Annotated in this window: 15 protein-coding genes and 2 pseudogenes; 12 read left to right on the top strand and 5 right to left on the bottom strand. The window is 50.5% G+C overall.

What is annotated here, in order from left to right:
* The 6 genes and pseudogenes from RJ38_RS18545 to RJ38_RS12825 form a co-directional block, all read left to right on the top strand.
* Positions 1 to 237, top strand: a pseudogene (locus RJ38_RS18545) (IS3 family transposase); the annotation flags it as partial.
* A gap of 25 nt (positions 238 to 262) precedes the next feature.
* A pseudogene (locus RJ38_RS18550) lies at positions 263 to 439 on the top strand (transposase); the annotation flags it as partial.
* A 274-nt stretch (positions 440 to 713) separates the two neighbouring features.
* Positions 714 to 1307: a hypothetical protein gene (locus tag RJ38_RS12810; protein WP_156121859.1), complete on the top strand. Its 594-nt coding sequence runs from the start codon at positions 714 to 716 to the stop codon at positions 1305 to 1307.
* 6 nt (positions 1308 to 1313) lie between these two features.
* On the top strand, positions 1314 to 2708 hold the full coding sequence (locus tag RJ38_RS12815; RefSeq protein WP_039019286.1) for an MBOAT family O-acyltransferase: 1395 nt from the start codon (positions 1314 to 1316) through the stop codon (positions 2706 to 2708).
* A gap of 11 nt (positions 2709 to 2719) precedes the next feature.
* Positions 2720 to 3739, top strand: coding sequence for an alginate O-acetyltransferase AlgX-related protein (locus RJ38_RS12820; protein ID WP_039019287.1), 1020 nt, complete (start codon positions 2720 to 2722; stop codon positions 3737 to 3739).
* Positions 3736 to 5055: an alginate O-acetyltransferase AlgX-related protein gene (locus tag RJ38_RS12825; RefSeq protein ID WP_039019288.1), complete on the top strand. Its 1320-nt coding sequence runs from the start codon at positions 3736 to 3738 to the stop codon at positions 5053 to 5055. Before RJ38_RS12820 ends, RJ38_RS12825 begins: the two co-directional genes overlap by 4 nt.
* Before the next feature lie 112 nt (positions 5056 to 5167).
* On the opposite strand, the gene RJ38_RS12830 is transcribed toward RJ38_RS12825, so the two are convergent.
* Together RJ38_RS12830 and RJ38_RS12835 are read right to left on the bottom strand one after the other, a co-directional pair.
* Complete coding sequence (locus tag RJ38_RS12830; protein ID WP_238321700.1) at positions 5168 to 7621, bottom strand: PAS domain-containing hybrid sensor histidine kinase/response regulator; 2454 nt, start codon at positions 7619 to 7621, stop codon at positions 5168 to 5170.
* 70 nt (positions 7622 to 7691) lie between these two features.
* Complete coding sequence (locus RJ38_RS12835; protein WP_039019289.1) at positions 7692 to 8180, bottom strand: putative pterin-binding protein; 489 nt, start codon at positions 8178 to 8180, stop codon at positions 7692 to 7694.
* 243 nt (positions 8181 to 8423) lie between these two features.
* Here RJ38_RS12835 and RJ38_RS12840 point away from each other — a divergent pair, with 243 nt between their 5' ends.
* The 6 genes from RJ38_RS12840 to RJ38_RS12865 all read left to right on the top strand — a co-directional run bounded on the left by RJ38_RS12840 (position 8424) and on the right by RJ38_RS12865 (position 17842).
* Positions 8424 to 9038 (top strand): response regulator, encoded by a 615-nt coding sequence (locus RJ38_RS12840; RefSeq protein WP_039019290.1) that lies wholly within the window; start codon positions 8424 to 8426, stop codon positions 9036 to 9038.
* 66 nt (positions 9039 to 9104) lie between these two features.
* On the top strand, positions 9105 to 10526 hold the full coding sequence (locus RJ38_RS12845; protein ID WP_156121860.1) for an HlyD family secretion protein: 1422 nt from the start codon (positions 9105 to 9107) through the stop codon (positions 10524 to 10526).
* A gap of 3 nt (positions 10527 to 10529) precedes the next feature.
* Entirely contained in the window at positions 10530 to 12116 is a 1587-nt protein-coding gene (locus RJ38_RS12850) for a glycosyltransferase (protein ID WP_039019292.1), read from the top strand.
* A 127-nt stretch (positions 12117 to 12243) separates the two neighbouring features.
* Entirely contained in the window at positions 12244 to 13677 is a 1434-nt protein-coding gene (locus tag RJ38_RS12855) for a mannose-1-phosphate guanylyltransferase/mannose-6-phosphate isomerase (protein ID WP_039019293.1), read from the top strand.
* A gap of 240 nt (positions 13678 to 13917) precedes the next feature.
* A complete protein-coding gene (locus RJ38_RS12860; RefSeq protein ID WP_052245379.1) occupies positions 13918 to 15318 on the top strand; it encodes a UDP-glucose dehydrogenase family protein in 1401 nt (466 codons plus the stop codon).
* 46 nt (positions 15319 to 15364) lie between these two features.
* Positions 15365 to 17842 (top strand): DUF6923 family protein, encoded by a 2478-nt coding sequence (locus RJ38_RS12865; protein ID WP_052245380.1) that lies wholly within the window; start codon positions 15365 to 15367, stop codon positions 17840 to 17842.
* 245 nt (positions 17843 to 18087) lie between these two features.
* Here RJ38_RS12865 and RJ38_RS12875 read toward each other — a convergent pair whose 3' ends face one another.
* The 3 genes from RJ38_RS12875 to RJ38_RS12885 form a co-directional block, all read right to left on the bottom strand.
* Entirely contained in the window at positions 18088 to 18366 is a 279-nt protein-coding gene (locus tag RJ38_RS12875; protein WP_039019295.1) for a hypothetical protein, read from the bottom strand.
* A gap of 42 nt (positions 18367 to 18408) precedes the next feature.
* On the bottom strand, positions 18409 to 19428 hold the full coding sequence (locus tag RJ38_RS12880; protein ID WP_039019296.1) for an IS110 family RNA-guided transposase: 1020 nt from the start codon (positions 19426 to 19428) through the stop codon (positions 18409 to 18411).
* A 237-nt stretch (positions 19429 to 19665) separates the two neighbouring features.
* On the bottom strand, positions 19666 to 20095 hold a 430-nt coding region (locus RJ38_RS12885; protein ID WP_039019297.1), incomplete at its 5' end, for an IS3 family transposase.

Consider the following 20095-nt stretch of genomic DNA (forward strand, 5'->3'; position numbering starts at 1 on the left):
TCAAAGCATGGCTTCAAAGTCTCGATGAGCGGAAAAGGAAATTGCTAGGACAATTCCATGGTGGAAACGTTCTTCAAATCGCTCAAGGCAGAGCTGATCTGGCGCAACCGCTGGGAAACCAGACGCCAGACTGAAGGGGCCATCTTCCAGTATATCAATGGGTTCTATAATCCACGACGGCGTCATTCATCGTTAGGTGGCAAAAGCCCCTTGGCCTTCGAACGAAAGGCTGCCTAAATGAGTTGAGAGACCGGAACGTAACCGTGACAAGACCAAAATGTCATTCGCCCATCTGAAACGTATTCACGGCTTAGGACGGCTCCGATTGCGTGGGCCTTGTGGCGCTCATGGCGAATTTATCCTCGCAGCAACCGCTCAGAACCTCAAAAAGTTAGCCAAACTAGCCCCGAACTCAATTCAGGCCAGAACCGTCCTGTGAAATCAGGACAAGAGCTATTCATCCTGTGATGCAGTGCCGTGAAAACTGCGAGTTTTTCAACAGAATAAGCCCTGAGCGGAAGTCGGATTCTCTAAATAACCGAGGCCATATTGCACAATATTTAGTACAACCAAATAACCGGAAAACTAGTCTCGTTTGGTTTGATAAATGTAAGAACCGAACACTATATCCTTCTGTACAGTTGGCTTAATCCAATGCGTTCAACGGTAAACGGTTCCTATCGCCTATCCTCCTGATCGAAGGAGTTTATGCGATGCGGATTTTATCTACTGGTGTAATTATGGCTGCAGTCTTTTGCGCGAAACCCGGCTTAACCGACACGATTGATACAGGGCTTTATGGAACGCCTCCGCCCGCAGATTCCGTCTTCATTCGTTGGATCGGAGATGATGCTCCTTGGTCAGAGCCAGTGTGGGGTATGTCGCTTGCTGAACGAGACTTACCTTCGAACACTTATGTTGCCATTTCGGCTGGCTTTTTCACCAATATCAGCCCAGGGGGCTATTACAGTATCATTCCAATTGAGAGCGCACAGGTGGCCATTATTTCTGAGCCACCGAGAGAACGAACCTCTAAAGTTCACCTGATCCTTCTCAATGCAGATGACAGTGACGCATCGGTTGTGGTGTCCGGGGGCGGCCCGGGCGTTATGGAAGAGGTCGCCCCAAAGACAGCCGCAATAAGGGCCGTAAATCCGGTGACCACCACCCTGCAGGTGGTGGCAAGTCACGGGTCAAAGGAATTCGACGTCACATTGCGGCGGGGACAAAATATAACCTTTGTTGTCGCCGGTGATGACACCATGATGATCCCAAATACCTTTGGCCCGGTTGTCGCGGCGGAGTGAACAAAAATGGTTTTCTCATCGCCCATCTTTTTGTTTGTATTTTTGCCGCTGTTTTTAACAGCCTATTATCTTGCGCCTTTACCGCATCGATCTCTGCTTATTTTAATTGCCAGCTACGTATTTTATGGTTGGTGGAAACTGGGGTATTTGTTGGTGGTGGTCGGCATATCTGTCATCAGCTACGTCGCAGCCAGCCTGGCTATAACCAGTCGTACACAACAAAAACGCAATTGGGCCATTGGGATCGGGGTCGCGCTGGACCTCGCTGTGTTAGCCTACTTTAAATATACATATTTTGTGCTTGAGAATATGGCGCCGGCCCTGAACATCCTGGGGGTTACGACATCACCTGCGATACAGATCCTCTTGCCCATCGGTATTTCGTTTCTGACGTTTCAGTCGATAAGTTACATTGTAGATGTCGCCAGAAAAGATGCCCCTCCCGCGCGCAATCTGACTGACTTCCTGGCATTTACAGCGCTATTCCCCCAACTTATCGCGGGGCCGGTTCTTCGATATAAAGACCTAGCCGATCAGTTTTCAGAGCGCAGGCATAGCTTTGAAATTTTCACGGCCGGGGTTGGTCGTTTTGTGACAGGCCTTGCGATGAAACTCCTGGTTGCAGATAGCATTGCACCGATGGCCGATCGCATGTTCGCATTATCCCAACCAACTATGGTTGAGGCCTGGCTGGGTGCCCTGGCCTATTCAATGCAACTGTTTTTCGATTTTGCAGGTTATTCCGCAATGGCCATCGGTCTAGGCCTTATGATCGGGTTTCGCTTTGTTGAAAACTTCAACGCGCCTTATGTCAGCCAATCCATAACCGAGTTTTGGCGACGTTGGCATATCAGCCTGTCAAACTGGTTGCGTGATTACCTGTATGTACCGCTGGGGGGAAACCGAAAGGGCACGTTCAAAACCTATCGCAATCTGATGCTGACGATGGTGCTGGGCGGTTTGTGGCATGGGGCCAACTGGACCTTTATCCTTTGGGGCGGCTGGCACGGAACCTTTCTGGCACTGGAGCGCTGGAAAACGCAGCATGCACAAACACGCCGGGCAAGTATCTGGCCACGCTATCTCGGCTGGCCTCTTACGATGCTGGTTGTGATGCTGGGCTGGGTGATGTTTCGCGCCCCCAACGTTTCGGACGCTTTTGCCATATACGCGGGCATGATTGGAAAAAATGGCATCGCAATCAGCCCACAAACAGTGCATTTCAATCAGCCGCTCGAATTCATCATGCTGATTATTGCGTGTTTGTTCACATTTGACCACCTTGCGGAATTTCGGATGAAAGGGGCATTGCCGCATGTCACATCGGTGTTCCTGTTTGGCCTTTGCACAATGGTGATGATGGCCCGCACCTTTTCTCCATTCCTCTACTTTCAATTTTAGGAGACGTGATAATGCATGATTTAAAATCGCAGCTGATAAGCACCATAACGATTGCGGCATTGACGATCGGTGTTGGCGCTGTGGGTTTGGCACGCACGGATCTGCGGCTATACGATCGAACGCCCTGGGCCGGGCAGTACCAACGTGCGGTTGAAGATAAATTCACCGAGAACCTGCCTCTGCGCAGCCGGGCAATTCATGTCTGGAATGCTTTTGGATATGGCATTCTTGGGCAGACAGGCACACAAGTGGTATCAGGTAAAGACGGCTGGCTGTTCACAACTGAAGAGTTTGTGCTTCCGGAGGCATTTGATTTTGAAGCCGAGCTTCTTGAGGTTTCCCGTCACTTGAACCAGTACGATATTCAACTGATACCCGTAATCGTACCTGATAAATCCAGGATCTATTCTGACAAGCTTGATCATGACCGTATGATAGGTCTTGAAGCCAGATATGCGGCATTGCAAACGCTCCTTCGCAGGCACGGCTTAACGGCAATTGATTTGCGCGCGGTTCTGATGGCCGGGCGCGAGGATGGTGAAACCTTTATGATCACCGACACCCATTGGAGCCCCCACGGCGCAAGGGTATCTGCACAGGAAATCGCCCGGAAACTTGAGATGTCCGGCCGTGATGCGTTTGGAACGACCACATCCACGTCCGAACCGTTTGAGGGCGATCTGCTGACATTCATCGATACCGGCCCTTTTCGTTCAATAACCGGGCCAACAATCGAACGCATTCGCCCATCGGTAACGGCCAATATCGCGGATGCCAGCGCGATGTTTGGCGATACTGAAGTCCCCGTCGCCCTGGTTGGGACCAGCTTTTCTGCACGCCAGGAATTCAATTTCCCTGGTTTTCTGCGTCAGGAACTTGGACTTGATCTGATCAGTTATGCCGAAGAAGGCAACGGCCCGCTCAGTCCAATGCGCAGGTTCCTGGACACACTGGCAACCGCCAAGACACTTCCCGAAGTCGTCATTTGGGAAATTCCAGAACGCTACATCAATATGGAGGATATGACATGAATTTGTTTTTCTTATCTGTTACCGCGACGGTGCTATTCGCAACCTCTGCATTTAGTGCGCCCTATTGTGATGCGCTGATGCATGAAAGCCAACTTGCAGACCGATATAAACGACTGGCACCGATATACAGCAATACGGACAACGGTTGGATTTTCACATCAGATCAGCTGGATCCGGATTTTATGATGTCCACCGAGGCAGAAAGCCTTATGCGTGCGGTCATTGGAGAATTTGAGCGCCGCAATATCTCGCTTGCGATCATGGTCGCTCCCCCGCGTGCTGTCATTGCTGGCCAGGAGATTGTGAATGAAACACTTGGTGCATCAGGTATCTACAATGTGAATGAAGCAGCCGTGTCATTTGAAAAATTCCTCGAACAAATGCGATCAGCCGGGGCTGTGGTGCCCAATTTGTTGCAGGTCGCCACGGCTGAACCTGCGACGGACTATTACTTTCGCCGTGATACACATTGGACAAACACGGGTGCAGCACGAAGTGCCTTGGCGCTCGCTGAAGCTCTGAATGTCGCCCCGGGTTTTGACCTGTCCGATATGCCGAACAATGGCGTGTTTGATGAACGCGGCTCGCTCAGCGATATTGTGGATGCCACATGCGGGCATCGTGGTGATGCTGAAGCAACATACCAATTTGATTACTCAGTTGTGCGTGAGGAAAACAGCCCTGGTCTGTTGGATGAAACCAGTGATGTACCCGGGTCAATGCTCTTTGGTACCAGTTTCAGTGACCGCTATAAACGTGACCAATATCAAGTTGCGGATGCGATATCATCGGCTTTGGGTCAGGACATCATCAACGCTTCTGTGTCTGGTGGCGGGTTGATTGGCCCACTTGAAGCATTTGCCCTTTCCGGCGGTTTTGACGATGACGCACCCGAGTTGGTGATCTGGGAGTTTCCTTACACCGAAGTACCTCAGGCCAGCGCTCTGCGCCAGTTGCTTGGCGTGTTACGCGCATCCAACAGTGAGGTCATCACGAGCCAGTTCCACACGATAACTGACGGCGCGGCGTCGTTTCAGTTGCCGTTAGAAACCCGTACGGCTGAGCTACTCCATGTCCGTTTGAACACGTTGAGTGTCCGGTGGATTAAGGTGGATCTGACATTTCCAAACGGCCGAATGAAAACCATCCAACTACGACGCAAGAGCTCTATGGCGGCGCATGGTCAATTTGCCGACTGGTGGGTCGACATAGGGATGCTCGGAACGGCGCGTCCGGAAAGCATCAGATTGCGTTTCGATCGCCAAGAAGACTTAACCGACGGGGAGATCAGATTGCTGAGCTTTGCGGGCCACTAATCAATAGTGGATTCTAAGCTGACATGACATCACTCAGCCCTAAGTGATCATTAAATTAACCTTTTGATAACGGCTTTCACCACTATCTTTTCTTGTCACAGCAGGTGATTTGTTACGATCCGTGGTCGGCTTTATCTACTGTTGTGTTTTGAGCCCGCAGCGTATTGAAACATTCAATCAAACCTTCAATGTTTTTACATGCTTCGATCTCTTGCAATACGTGGTGCAGCTCCGTTTCCCCCAGGATCGCGGCGGTTCCTGCAAGCTTATGTGCGCATTGTTTCATTTCGGGGGACAGCAAAGGCGGCTGATCGAAGTCATGCAGTAATTTTGTAACACCTTGTTTTAACTCAAGTACAGATTGATCATATTTGACCGGTCCAAATCGCCTTATAAAGTCATGAACCTGATCGTCGATATCTGCTGCGGGAACCGTATCTGACTTAAGCCCAAGAACCATCGCAAGCCGCTTCTGCAATCTGGGCACGTCAACCGGTTTCAGCAAAAGATCCGAAAAGTCGGCCTTTAAAATAACGTCATGATCACTTGGTGAGACATGTGCTGTCACCCCAATGGCAGGTAAATCACGCCATGTCACATCCAGCTGCCGGATACGATTTAGCGTTTCTATGCCATCAATTCCGGGCATGCTGATATCCAGAAATACAACGTCAAAATAACCCGCTGTCACCCGCTTTATCGCGTCGTATCCATCTGCTGCCTCAACGACATCAAATTTCATATCCTGCAAGATGTCCACCAAGATAAGACGGTTGATTTCATTGTCATCAACAATGAGGGCACGCAGCCCATCCGCATTTACTGCAGGGCTGTTCTCTGGCTGAGGTCGCCGAAGATTTCCGATCGGGCTTGCCGATAGCAATGTCAATCGCACTGTAAACATGCTGCCTTCACCAAGCACGCTGTCGACAGAGATTTCACCGCCCATTGCTTCGACCAGGCGTCTGGTGATCGCCAGGCCCAAACCTGTTCCGGTATTTTCCCGCGTATATGTGGCATCAAGTGTGACAAATTCTTCAAACACGCGTGGCAGGTTTTCAGAGGAAATACCCGCACCGTTATCTGAAACCCGGATCTCAAAAACATCATCCTGAGACAATCTTTCGACCTCAATGGTAATCGTGCCGTTCTTCGTAAATTTGATTGCGTTGCCCACAAGATTTACCAGACATTGCTGCAAAGCAGATTTATGGCCTTGTACCGTATGCAAATTAGGGGTGAGGAAATTGATCTGCAAGCTGTTGTCATTTTGTGCCGCACTGGCCAATAAACTGTCAACGACGTTTTGAACCACCCCTTTTAAATCAAACAATGTTTGTTCCGGTAGTCCGTTGCCTGCCGTCAGACTGGACAGATCAAGGACGTCATTCACATGTGACAACAATAATTCTCCCGATACCGCAATCGAATTGAGGTGACGTTTTTGCCGCGCGTCCATCGCTGTTTGGTCAATCAACTCAAGAGAGCCAAGAATGCCATTCAGGGGGGTGCGCATCTCATGACTCATCACGGTTAACAGTTCGGATTTCGCTTTCTCGCCCGCCTGGGCTTTATCGCGTGCATTGCGCAATTCATCCTCAGATTTTAATTCCTGTGTAATATCACGCAGATAGGATACAAACACGCGCACACCACCCGCTTCGGCCAGTGAAATTGACAGTTCAACAGGGAAAACCTCGCCCGATTTACGCATGGCTTCCAAGCGTACCCGCCCAGCACCAATGACTTTCTTTTCGCCCGTATCAAGAAATCTCTGCATCCCCAGATGATGCATCTCACGCAGGTGTTCTGGCACGATTAGCTCGGCCATCTCTTCACCAATCACTTTATCGCGAGAATATCCAAAAATAGTTTCGGCTGATCCGTTGAACTCAATTATTTTTCCATGAACATCAACAACAAGGACCGCGTTCAGAGAAGAGCTGACCACCGCTTCAAAACGTGATCGCATGACGAGGTTTTCATTCAGGATGTGTTCGCGTGCCCGGATTAGCTTTTGCAAAATGACGAACCCAACCACTAGGACCAGGACCAGCGACAAGCTTGCCACTGCCAGACGGATCAAAGTGCTGGTAAGTTTATCACGGCGTGCGGATGCCTGATTTACCGAATGTTCAAGCCCAATGAGAGCGAGCTGTCTCAGCATTGGACGCAATACGTCAATCTGGGTTTGGATCAGGGGAAGTCTTGCGCGCAGGCGATCATCAGGACCGTCGACTACGGGTGTCACCGTTGCCAGAAAATCGCGTGCTGAAGTGAATAAATCCTGTGCACGACTGTCGTCTTCCAGAGAGCGGTAGAACGCGTTTTGCGACAATGTCGACATTCGGCTGTAAAATATATCATACCGCTGCCTGAAGGATGAAAAATCAGTTTGTAGGTCACTCATGGCTACATATGCAGCATTCTGCATGCGCAAAAGTTCGATTTCCACCTGAGCAACATTCCAACTTATGTCGTCGTTTTCTGCACGTGAAAGGGACGCGAGGTCAGTTACAACTGTGCGTCCTAGCGGGGCGATAAAGGCAACGCTGATCACAATCATGCAAGCCACAAAAACCATGCGCCATCGGCTAATAATGTGGGGGGGGAGTGTTTTAGAAATCTTTATCCCCTTAATCTTCGATTACGATATGATCCAGTTGCCAGATACTGCGCGAATAATATTCTTCCGATCTGTATATTTCGTTATTGTCAAACGGATATATAATCCACAGCGGCCCGCGATCCCGGACGGATAAGGCCACATCGTTACGTTGATAGGCAATGATTGGCCCGTCCTCAATTGCGTCAGCTGCTGGAATTCTAACGGCATAATCATTCAATGCAACCGCAAGAATTGTTCCCCCCTCAGCACCGATATGATCCAACAGCACCGCCAATGAGACCCCGCCGAAAACCTGCAAACCGTCCGTCCAGATTGTTGTTGTCTTGATCGTTGCGGTGGGCAGCGCTTCTAAGGCAGCTCTGTCGAACTCCCACAGATTATTATCTGTTGATGTCGAAACTTTGCCGGAAACAGTTAAAAGAACATCACCCGCGAATGCCACATTTGCGGCAGAAATGGCGATTATCGTGCTTATGACGCGAAAAATACGATTCATGATTGGGCAACCTCCCCTGTCTATAATCTCATTACATCAGGTAAGGTTAGTTCGGTTTGAAAAGTCAGAATAGGTGCATAGGATCAGATACCTATCCTTTCGTATGTATTGTATACCTAAAAGAAATATCAAACCTGCCCTGAATAACGACCAGCAAGGATGGGGAAACGTGCAATACTGCTACGATCCCAACTTTTAAGAATACGACGGGGGAACCATGTTTCATAAAAGGATATTTTCCAAATGCGCATTTTAATCGCTGATGACCATGAAATGGTGCGGGATTCGATTTCTGCCTACCTTGAAACCGAAGGTAGGGCGGCGGTTATCACCGCACCGGACTACATGAGTTCGATGAAAGTTCTGACCAACAAAGGCCCGTTTGATCTGGTTTTATTGGATTTCAACATGCCAGGCATGAATGGTTTGGATGGCTTGAAAGACGCGATCAAACAACATCCCGGGCAATCCTTCGCAATTCTCAGTGGAACCGCGCCTAACCGGATTGCACAAGATGCATTAGAAGCAGGTGCCGTCGGATACATCCCCAAAACCATGGGGGCCAAGTCGCTTATGAATGCAGTGCGGTTCATGGTTGCCGGGGAAACTTACGTACCCCACAACGTCATGGCGGATATAGGTGAAACAGCGGAAACCGAATTCACAAAACAACTTAGCCAGCGGGAACGTCAGGTATTGCGTGGTTTGTGTCAGGGTCATTCCAACAAAGAAATAGCGCGTGATCTGGATTTGCAGGAAGTCACGATCAAGCTGCACGTTCGCACCCTGTGCAAAAAACTAAACGCCAAAAACCGAACCCAGGCAGCGCTGATCGCAAAAGATGCTGAATTTGAATAAGCTCTCTCGCCGGGTGAATTTGCAATTTAACCACACCAATGAGGAACCGACAGAAGGGGAATAGCTGTGCAAGTTCGACACGAACGTCCCATGTCAGAGCTTTCCTATCAAGTCTCTGCCCCGCTTAAGCTTACGCTTGAGGCAGGTCAGATCGTGACAATAAAACATTGGTCCCTTGACCGGATAGATTACCCGGAAGCGGTAGATATCCTGCCAAAGTCAGGCCTGCTCAGCATCCCTTTTCAAGGTGTGGATATTCAGTTTTTCGTTGAGTTTGAAACCGACACACAGGACACATACCTGAAATTCAAAAATCTGACGGGCCGACAACGTGAAACATTAGCGACTTTTTACCGCTCAATTTTATCAGGAAAAATGGTAAGCACGGGTGATATGATCACCAGCCTTGATACACCAGTTGATCTGGTGCCAATGGGGGAAACTGATGATGAAAAAGCCAGCGACACCGCGCGGGCCTCTCCCCAATTTCTGCGCGTAATCTGGAATGTCGCCTTTTATCTAATACTCAGCGTGATGGTTTTTGGGCTGATTGGTCAACAAATCTGGACCCGCATATCACAGGTTTCTCTGATGCATGCCCGTGTCGTGGCCCCCCTGGCTGAACACAGAAATGCGGATGCGGCCTATGTGGATGAAATCCTTGTGGCCATCGGGGATGAAGTTCAGCGTGGCCAGACACTGATCCGGCTGAACCTGCCTGAACATGATGCTAAGCTGACAGATATTCGCGGCAGGATAAGCGCTGCAGAAACGCGTCTGCAGACATTGGAAAACACACGTCAGGTGCATTTGAACACCGGCGACCCAACACGTCGCGTCCTTTTGCAGGCCTACAATCAGACAGTCGCATCACTTAACGACCGGAACTTCTTTTCGGGTTGGGATCTTGATGACGTCATCAATGCCTGGCATGACCTTCGTAATTTTGATGACCTTGCCCGCCTCGCAAAAGGGCCTTTTTATGATATTCTGCGCGGGCTGGACGTCGAGATCCAGGCTCAAGACGATGCGCTTGGGCGTTTAAAGCGTGAACTTGGAAATCACAAAGATGCGATGGATGCAGTCGATATTGTGGCTACCACCGCAGGTACAATTCAACAGATTGACGTATTTGAAGATCAATATATCGCGCGCGGCATGCTGGCGATCACGATTGAGGAAAATCGTCCACGTATGGTCCGGGCCTGGCTTAGTGAAGAGATGTCGCAGACCGTTCATATTGGGATGCAATCTCGCATTCGGTTTTCAGAAGCCGGGAAAACGCGATCGATTACCGGGACGATTGCTGATATTCAGGCCAGTATCGATCCCGATATATCTGATGACTTTGGTATCATTGTATCTGTCGTTTTCAACGATATGAATGTGACACAAACCCGTCACACGTTCCGCACCAATGCCCCGGTAACCTTAAGTGCCTCGAAAGATTGGGCAGATTTTTGGTCCTTGATTGGTCAGGAGCACTAAGTCATGTCATTCCCTGAAACAGAATATGGCTTTGACAAAGATCTGACCGTAAGACTGCGCGCGTTTTCAAAGCCAGAGGTAAAGGGCTTCCGGAAATGGAGTCTGCTACAGCTGTTCACCCTGGGCTGCATGATCCTTGTTATAGCCTGGTTGCTGACAGGCGTGTCCAATCGGTTTTTCCAACCTGACTTAATGCATATCACGATTGCCCTGGGTACGCTTGGCATATGGCGGTTTGGATGGTGGTTTAATCATGCGGTCCGCGCCGAAATCTACCAGAAATCAAAATGGCCTGCGATGCGCGCGCGTGCATCTCAACTTTGGGAAAGTGGCTGGCGTCCCCCCCATCTGCACATTCAGATGACCACTTACTTTGAAGAACCTGCCATTACAAAACGTGTGATCGGGTCCATTTTGGCGCAAATTAAACGCGAAGGTATTCCGACGACGCTCTATATAGGAACGGGATCCGTCTATGATGAAATGATCATCCGCGAATTTGTTGAGACCCACGCCGCAGATATCTCTGGTGATCTCGCGCAGCTTGTTTTCGTGCGCCAGAACCAGCCGGGAAAACGCATGGCGATCGGCTTGATTTTACGTGCAATCAATCGGGCGGGCGCGCAACCTGATGATCTGGTGATCTTTATGGATGGGGACGCGCTTTACGGCACGGATGTGCTGGAAAAGACCATGCCGATGTTTGGTGTGGATCCAGATCTTCAGGCCCTCACCACCAATGAAGAGGTCATTTGTTACGGCCCGGCCTGGATCCAAAGCTGGTTGAATATGCGGTTTGCCCAGCGTCGCTTGGCGATGCAAAGTCATGCGCTGTCTGACAAAGTCTTGACCCTGACCGGCCGCATGTCGATGTTTCGTGCCAAACACATCATGTCCGAAAGATTCATTCGCACAATTGAAGCAGACCACCTGAATCACTGGCTTTGGGGGCGGTTTCGGTTTCTGTCGGGGGACGACAAATCGACCTGGTATTACATGCTGACCTGTGGCGCAAAAATGACTTATGTGCCGGATGCTACTGTCTATACGATCGAGGTGATCAAAGAGAATGGTTTCGAACGCATGGTGCAGAATTTTCGCCGCTGGTCAGGCAATATGCTCCGCAATGGACGCCGCGCGATTGCGCTTGGGCCACGACAGGTAAACCCTTTTATCTGGTGGTGTATTGTTGATCAACGTATCGCCATGTGGACCATGTTGGTCAGTCCAATTCTTGCCATTTTAGGGTCATTCATAGACCCCGTATATTTCTGGAGTTGCCTGATCTGGGTGATCGCCAGCCGCATTCTGCTGTGCCTGTTCTTGTTCCGATATAGTCGTACCATCGATCTGAGCTGGCCTTTTATTCTGTATATCAATCAAGTGACCAATGCGGCTGTGAAAGTGTATATGATCTTTCACCTCAGCAAACAAAACTGGTCAAACCGGGGCAATCAATCAACCGGGCACGGGATAAGCCTCAAGGCGTCTCTGCAAAATGGCATGGCGAAATTTCAATTACTTACAACAGCTTGCGGGTTTGTTTTGGGCCTTGCGATCTACATCGGCCTGGTGCCATCACCTTTTTAACGCCTATCCTTTAGGCGCATGACTACGCCATTTCCCCTGTCAGATCACCTTTGGCACAGCAGCTCATCAATCCACATCGTCCTACACTGATCCTGTGAGAAACAGTATTTAAAACGGAGATGTACAGATGATTATTCCCGTCATTCTTGCCGGTGGCACCGGCACCCGCCTTTGGCCCTTGTCCCGTAAAGCTTACCCCAAACAATTCACCGAATTGGTTGGCGAGGAAAGCTTGTTTCAGGCCACAGCACAGCGTCTTTCTGGCCCTGAATTTGAGGCCCCGACAATTCTGACAAATAGCGACTTTCGCTTTATCGCCGCGGAACAACTGGATGATATTGGCGTGGCGCCCGGGTCGATCATGATTGAACCGACAGGTCGTAACACTGCGCCTGCGATCCTTGCCGCCGCTCTGGCGCATGAAGACACACCCGACGCCGTATTGCTGGTGGCGCCTTCAGATCATGTCGTAGTGAACCAGCACGCTTTTATGGCCGCAATTAAAGCTGGCGAAAAATCAGCGGTTGAAGGAAAACTTGTGACGTTTGGCATTCGCCCTGTGCGTGCGGAAACCGGTTATGGGTACCTGGGGCTTGCCAAACCATTGGAAGGTTTTGTTCCTGAACCTGTTGAGTTGCGTTCTTTTATCGAAAAGCCGCAAATTGATGTGGCAGAAACCATGCTTGCCAGCGGGCGGCACCTTTGGAATTCCGGGATCTTTATGTTCCGCGTCGACGCAATCATCGACGCTTTTGAAAAGCTATCCCCCGCTTTGTTGATGCCTTGCCGCGCAGCTGTTGCCATGGCCAAAGAAGACCTTTGCTTTACACGCCTCGGCCCGGACGCCTGGGCGCGGTGTGAAGATATTTCCATTGATTATGCTGTAATGGAAGCGGCTGAAACGCTTACGGTAATCCCATTGGATTGCGGTTGGTCGGATCTTGGAAGCTGGAAATCTGTGATGACAGACAGCCCCAGCGATCGTGATGGAAATGTATTAAGCGCCAACACGACGGCACTGAACTGTTCGGATACGCAACTGCGATCAGTTGATGCGAATATGGAACTCGTTGGTATCGGTCTGGAGGGGATCACCGCAATTGCGACCCGGGATGCTGTCCTTGTAGCGCGTACCGATGACAGTGAGCAGGTAAAAAAGGCCCTTCAGGCCCTGAAAGAAAAAGAGGTCCCCCAAGCCGAAGAATTTGATCGTTGCTATCGTCCCTGGGGTTACTATGAAACCCTTAGTCTCAGCGCGCGGTTTCAGGTGAAACGCATCATGGTCAAACCAGGGGCAGCCCTTAGCCTGCAAAGCCATGTCCACCGTGCCGAACACTGGGTGGTGGTGAAAGGGTCCGCCAATGTGACAGTAGATGAAAGCATCACTCTCATGACGGAAAATCAGTCGGTTTACATCCCCCTGGGGGCAATACACCGTCTGGAAAATCCAGGAAAAGTGGATCTGCATTTGATCGAAGTTCAGACCGGATCGTACCTCGGGGAAGACGATATCATCCGCTATGAAGATGTATACGCCCGCGTTGAGGAACATGTGGCTTAGACCGGGCACTATATTGTCTGACACGCACCCCGCTTACCTGTCAGGCAATTCCCGCAGGCGTTCTGTACCGCTTGCGGGATTTTTGTTTTGGCAAGGCGATTTCAAATTCGCACCCGAAACATCAAAAGTATAGGTCGGGAAGACTTTTGCTTCTTTCCATATTCCTTTCCCAGAAACTCAATTTAAAACAGCAGGTTATTGTTTCTTAACGCAATCATTATTTGAATAAGGAACCTGAAGATGATGAACATTTCCCAACATGATATGACCCGTGCAACCCCGGTTGCCCTTCAGGCGATCCAGCAAAAACCCGCAATCAGTGTTGTGGGCCTTGGCTATGTTGGTGCCGTGTCTTGTGCCTGTTTGTCTGACCTTGGACACTCTATTCTGGGGGTAGATGTTGATCGGATGAAGCTTGAACAGATTGCCCGGGGTGTTGCCCCATTTCACGAAAGAAACCTTGATACAATGCTTGCTGCTGGCGTTGAGAGCGGTCTTATTTCGACGACTGATAACCTGGTTCAGGCTGTGTGCGACACGGATGTTACCTTTCTATCTGTTGGCACGCCGACCGCAAAAGATGGGGGCTGTGATTACAGCTATATCGAGGCCGCCGCACGATCCATTGGTAAAGGTCTGGCCCGGAAAACAGAGTTTCACGTCGTCGTCATGCGGTGTTCTGTCCCGCCAGGCACCACTTTGGGTCTTATGACCCCAATTCTTGAGAAAATATCTGGTAAAGTGGCGGGTAAAGATTTTGGTATCTGCTTTAACCCTGAATTTTTACGCGAAGGTGTTGCGGTGGACGACTTCTACACCCCGCCCAAAACCGTGGTTGGCACAACTGACCCAAAGACCGCCAATATCATGCGCCAGATTTACCTGCCCGTGGACGAAAATGTGATCCAAACGTCGATCGAAACCGCAGAAATGGTGAAATATGTCGACAATATCTGGCATGCGACCAAAGTCAGTTTTGCCAATGAAGTCGGCCGGTTATGTAAATCTTTGGGCGTTGATGGTCATGATGTGATGGATGTTTTCATTCAAGATACCAAGCTTAATCTTGGTCCATGTTATTTGAAACCTGGCTTTGCCTATGGTGGGTCGTGTCTGCCAAAAGAAGTCCGCGCCGTCGCTCATATCGCTTCAAATATGGGCGTTGATTTGCCTCTGATTCAATCTCTGGATCGCTCGAACAAAGCCCATATTGAGGCCGCCATCGAAATGGTACGCCGCACTGGTGTGAAAAGGGTTGGGGTTCTGGGCATCGCCTTTAAACCCGGCACGGATGATCTGCGCGAAAGCCCCATACTTGAAGTTATGGCTGCCCTTACCGCTGAAGGGATTGAGATCGTTGCACACGACATGGCGATCACTTCTGACACGCCGATCTCCGGCCAGATGGGGTATGTGCGCCACGGAAGTCCAGGCCTGCAAGCTTTGGCTGCCGATCTGCCTGATATCCTGCAAGAGGACATCAGTGATGTTTTGAAAAAATCAGACGCATTGATCGTGACCCATGCAAATGACACCTACCGCCGCGCCGTGGCCCGGGCTGGCAAGCGTCCGGTTCTAGATCTTGTTCGTATCAGTTCTGTCACGCAATGCGCGGAAAATTACGAAGGCATTGGTTGGTAACACAGATCACAAAACAATCTAGAACAATATTTATACGGAGAACATCATGCCAAATCTCATCGGAAACAACACGTCAGAAACGCTGGGAGGCACCGCTGCAGAGGACGTTATTATTGGTCTTGCTGGAGATGACCAGATCACAGGCGGCGGGGGGGCGGATACCATTCACGGGGATTATTTGGTCGAAAATTTACTTGAGGGTAGCGCAGGTTCCACCAGTTTTTCCCAATACGGTGAAAATGGTGTGTGGGATGTCAGCATCGGTGCCGATGGACATACGTCCATGAGCCAAACAGTAGAGACTCAGAACGGCACCAACTACAGTATCAGCTTTGACTTGGCCGCAAATTATGGCTCAGGCACAATCAGTGGCGCGATTGAAGTCATCTGGAACGGCGAGATCATTGACAGTTTCGACACAAATAGCGCCGTGTTTGAAGCCCATGAGGTTTCCTTTACCGGCACTGGCGAAACTGGTGAATTGACCTTTCGATCCGCAGAAAGCACCTCTGAGCCAACCGGCCCGACCATCAATACCGATGGCCCTGTTTTCCACTATGACAAAGACATGGAGGTCGAAGGGCAAACCGTAACCGTCAAAGCCTTCGCGGAAGGCCAAACCAACATCTACCAGGTGATTGAAGGGCAGTTGCATGTCTTTGATCCTGAAAGCGAAACCTACTCAGAGGCCGGCACGGAAGCGACCGTGAAAATCAACGCCATCGGCTTCAATATGGAAGATGACATGATCTACGGCATTGCGGTGGCAAATGGCACCGATTCACTTGGGAATGCGGTTTCAACGGCTGACCTTGTGATGATGGATGCCGAAGGCAACAGTTATTCTATGGGGTCCACGCCCTATCGGTCCTGGACTGCTGATTTTGATGACAGCGGCAATCTCTGGGCGTTTCATTCCAGCATGGACCGCGTGACTATGATTGATGTTGACAGTTTTGATGGCGACGGCAATCCGATTTCCACAACATTCAAATTCCCCAAAGATATGATCACGGACAAGATGTGGGACGTGGCCTATGACGCAGCCAACCAGTGTTTTTATGGTCTGGTCAAACCCAGCGCAGAGGGCGCGCCGGGTAAGTTATACACGATCGATATATCCGCAGTTTCTGATGGGGGCGTGCCCGAGTTTTCGTCGGTTGAAATTGATGGCACTCTGATTGACGGTGAAATGAAAGACGGTATGCCTGCCCTGACATTTGGTGCGTTAATGATTGACGCTGATGGCAATCTCTACGCAGGTGGGAACGGCGGTGATCATGATATGGATGACAGCACAGGCACCTCAGGTGGTATTTATCGCATCGAAACCGATCCTGATACCGGCATCAAATATCTGCGTCTGGTGGCGGCTTCACCTAGGGCTTATTCAAATGACGGGGCTCTCGACCCACGCGCCATTGACCCGTTCACAGAGGTTGATGTTTTTACCTCTGTGCTGATCCGCACGCCTGAGCTGATCCCAACCATCAACCCGGATTTAACTTATGATGACACGATCAACGGTCAGGGTGGCGCGGATGAAATTTACGGAGGTTTGGGTGAAGACACCCTTATCGGCGCGTCCCTGGGAGACACTATAGCAGGTGGCGTTGAAGACGACGTTATTTACGGTGGCGCAGGCCCTGGTGGCGAAGCCAGTGGCATCATTTCCTTCTATGACGATGACGGAAACCGCTTTGATCAGTTTGGCAATCCATTGCCGGAAGATGATGACGTTTTATACGGCGGCGAAGGGGATGATATCCTGGATGGTTCCGCCGGGTATGACACTTTGTCCGGAGGCATCGGTAAGGACACTATAAGTGGCGGGAGCGGAAAAGATTGGCTCAGCGGTGATGAAGGTGACGATGAACTTTATGGCGGTAAGCACGATGACATTCTGTTTGGCGGTGACGGGAACGACCTGCTGAGTGGTGGTTCCGGGAACGATACACTGTCAGCTGGCAAGGGTGATGACATCATAAAAGGTGGATCCGGTGATGACACTATCGACGCGGGATCTGGTGTCGATGTCATCGATGCAGGGTCAGGTGATGACATTGTCAGCGGCGGCCAGGGGAAGGACCGGATTAAATCCGGCAGCGGGAACGATGTCGTCAAAGGCGGTGATGGCAACGATTACATCAATGCCCATTCCGGCGATGACATCGTTGATGGCGGTCAGGGGAAGGACAAGATTTATGGCGGCAGCGGCAGCGATATTCTGACTGGGGGGGAAGGGCATGACACGTTCGTTTTCCGGACTGGCGATCTTGATGGCAGTCAGGACGTCATTACTGACTTTACATGTGGCGGTGGCGAAAATGACCGGATTGACTTGCGTGGACTCAATCTTCTGAGCGATGGTACCGATATTGAAGACTGGCTTGCCACTTGTGTCAGTTATGACAACAGCATTGGGGTAACCATTGCGATCGAAGGGCTTACGATTATCATCGAAGATCACGCCAATCTTGAGACAGCTTTCTTAGCCGACGTGACGGATGGGCTGATGATCTGACCCATTCTTCATTATACTATGGGCATTCAGGCTGACCATCGGGAACGCGAAACCACAACACATTGAAAATGTGATGTGTCGGCTTTGGTGAAGCTGCAATGCAGCATCCAAATTGCCAGTCAAAGTCCAGTACGGGCCATCCGCGTAACTTTGCAAAGGTTGCTATCTGCCCATTGCTGTCCTTGGTGTGAAGTGCAGCATGGCTGGTTTGCATGATTGGCCTTTGAATGTCTGCATTCATCATTTTAGCGGGGCACCTTCGCAACCGCAGAAAACATCTGCAATCCACTTGGCGCAGCGAAAGGCAATGACCTGTGTGGATAGCCGCTGCAAAGCAAGACATATTTGAAGCTGATTTTAGCACTGGTCAGAAGCAGACGTGTGTCCGGCCTGTTTGCGCGGCGCACGCGGCCGCTGGCCCTGATGGTTTCCGCAAACCAAGTCCCAAACCGCTTCTCGGACAATAAGATGTCCCGGACATTCGACGGGGTGTCTCGGCTGACGGGCTGACTGTGCTCCATCATTTCAATGGTCTTGCTGTCTCGTGTGTTCTGTTTTCCCTTCAGTTATGCAGTATGCGGTTTGTAATATTCGTTCTTGGTCAAGACGGCCCAAACGATCCGCGCTGTCTTGTTGGCCATTGCCACAGTGGCAAGACGGACGGGTTTTCGTTCAAGCAGAGCTCGCGCCCATGGATCGACGCGTTCCGGATGCGTCTTCATTTGCCTCAGTCGAGAAGTCATACCAGTGACCAGCAGCCGTCTGATGTATCGGTCCCCCATCTTTGTGATACGTCCAAGTTTCTCCTTGCCACCACTTGATCGATTGAGTGGGGTTAGACCCAACCAAGCTGCAAATTCGCGACCGTTCTTGAATTGACTTGCGTCTCCGGCTGTTGCGACAATTGCTGACGCGGTCACTGGACCGACGCCGGGGATCGTGCGCAGCAACATCACGCGCGGGTCCTGTTTGGCCTGAAGCTGCATACGCATTTCATACCAACGCACACGAAGATGTAGAGCAACAAGCTGGTTGCTCAGATTGGCAAGCACATCGATGGCAACTTCTGGAATGCTTGGCCTGTCGCCATCCAGAACGGCCTTCGCAAACTTGATCGCGCTGCCGATCCCTTGTGCAATCACGATACCAAACTCACCCAATAGGCCCCGCAAAATATTGCTTAACTGAGTTCGTTGCCGAACAATCAGATCACGGGCGCGATGAAGAAACAGGACGCCTTGCTGTTCCTCAGTTTTGATCGCGACAAAACGCATCGTTGGGCGCGTAACCGCTTCGCAAATGGCGGCGGCATCAACCGCATCGGATTTGCCTCGCTTCACATAGGGCTTCACATACATCGCTGGGATCAAACGTACATCATGGCCCAACTTACTTAGCTCCCGGGCCCAATGATGGCTGGAGCCGCAAGCCTCCATGCCAACCAGACAGGGTGGGAGTTTCTCAAAGAATGCGAGCAACTGCGCGCGTCGCAAAGCTTGGTTGAAAGCGACTTCGCCGTTCTCAGTCACTCCATGAACTTGAAAGATATTCTTGGCCAAATCGAGGCCGACTGTTGTAACTTGCATTGGGTAGCTCCTCTCATAAGTAGTCAATAACAACCGCAGTATGGCGCATTGCGACGCCGATGGGAGCAGAAGCTATCCACACCATCCGCTTCGGTGAACCCTTCCACAAACGGTCCTTTTTGGAGAATTTCAGAGTGCCACAAATTCGTCTAAAAAATTTAGTGATAATCTCTCGTTATGAACATTGGGGATCACTAAGTGGTCTTGTCCCGCTTACGTTCCGGTCTCTGAACTCATTTATGCGGCCTTTCGCTCAAAAGCCAAGGGACTTTTCCCGCCAAGCGATGAGTGGCGACGGCGCGGGTTATAGAACCCGTTGATATACTGGAAGATCGCGCCTTCAGCCTGACGGCGTGTGTCCCAACGGTTGCGCCAAATCAGCTCAGCCTTAATGGATTTGAAGAACGTCTCGACCATAGAATTATCATAACAATTTCCCTTGCCGCTCATCGAGACCTTGAAACCGTGCTTGGACAAGCGCTTCTGATACTCATTTGAGCAATATTGTGAACCACGATCCGTATGGTGAATGCAATCCTCCGGTGGTTGGCGCAAAGCAACGGCCATATCTAACGCCCGGATTGCCAGATCCTTCTTCATGCGGTTACTGATAGCCCATCCGATGACGCGGCGAGCATACAGGTCAAGGATGACGGCAAGATACACC

It is taken from the genome of Halocynthiibacter namhaensis (assembly GCF_000812685.1).
Lineage (GTDB): Bacteria > Pseudomonadota > Alphaproteobacteria > Rhodobacterales > Rhodobacteraceae > Halocynthiibacter > Halocynthiibacter namhaensis.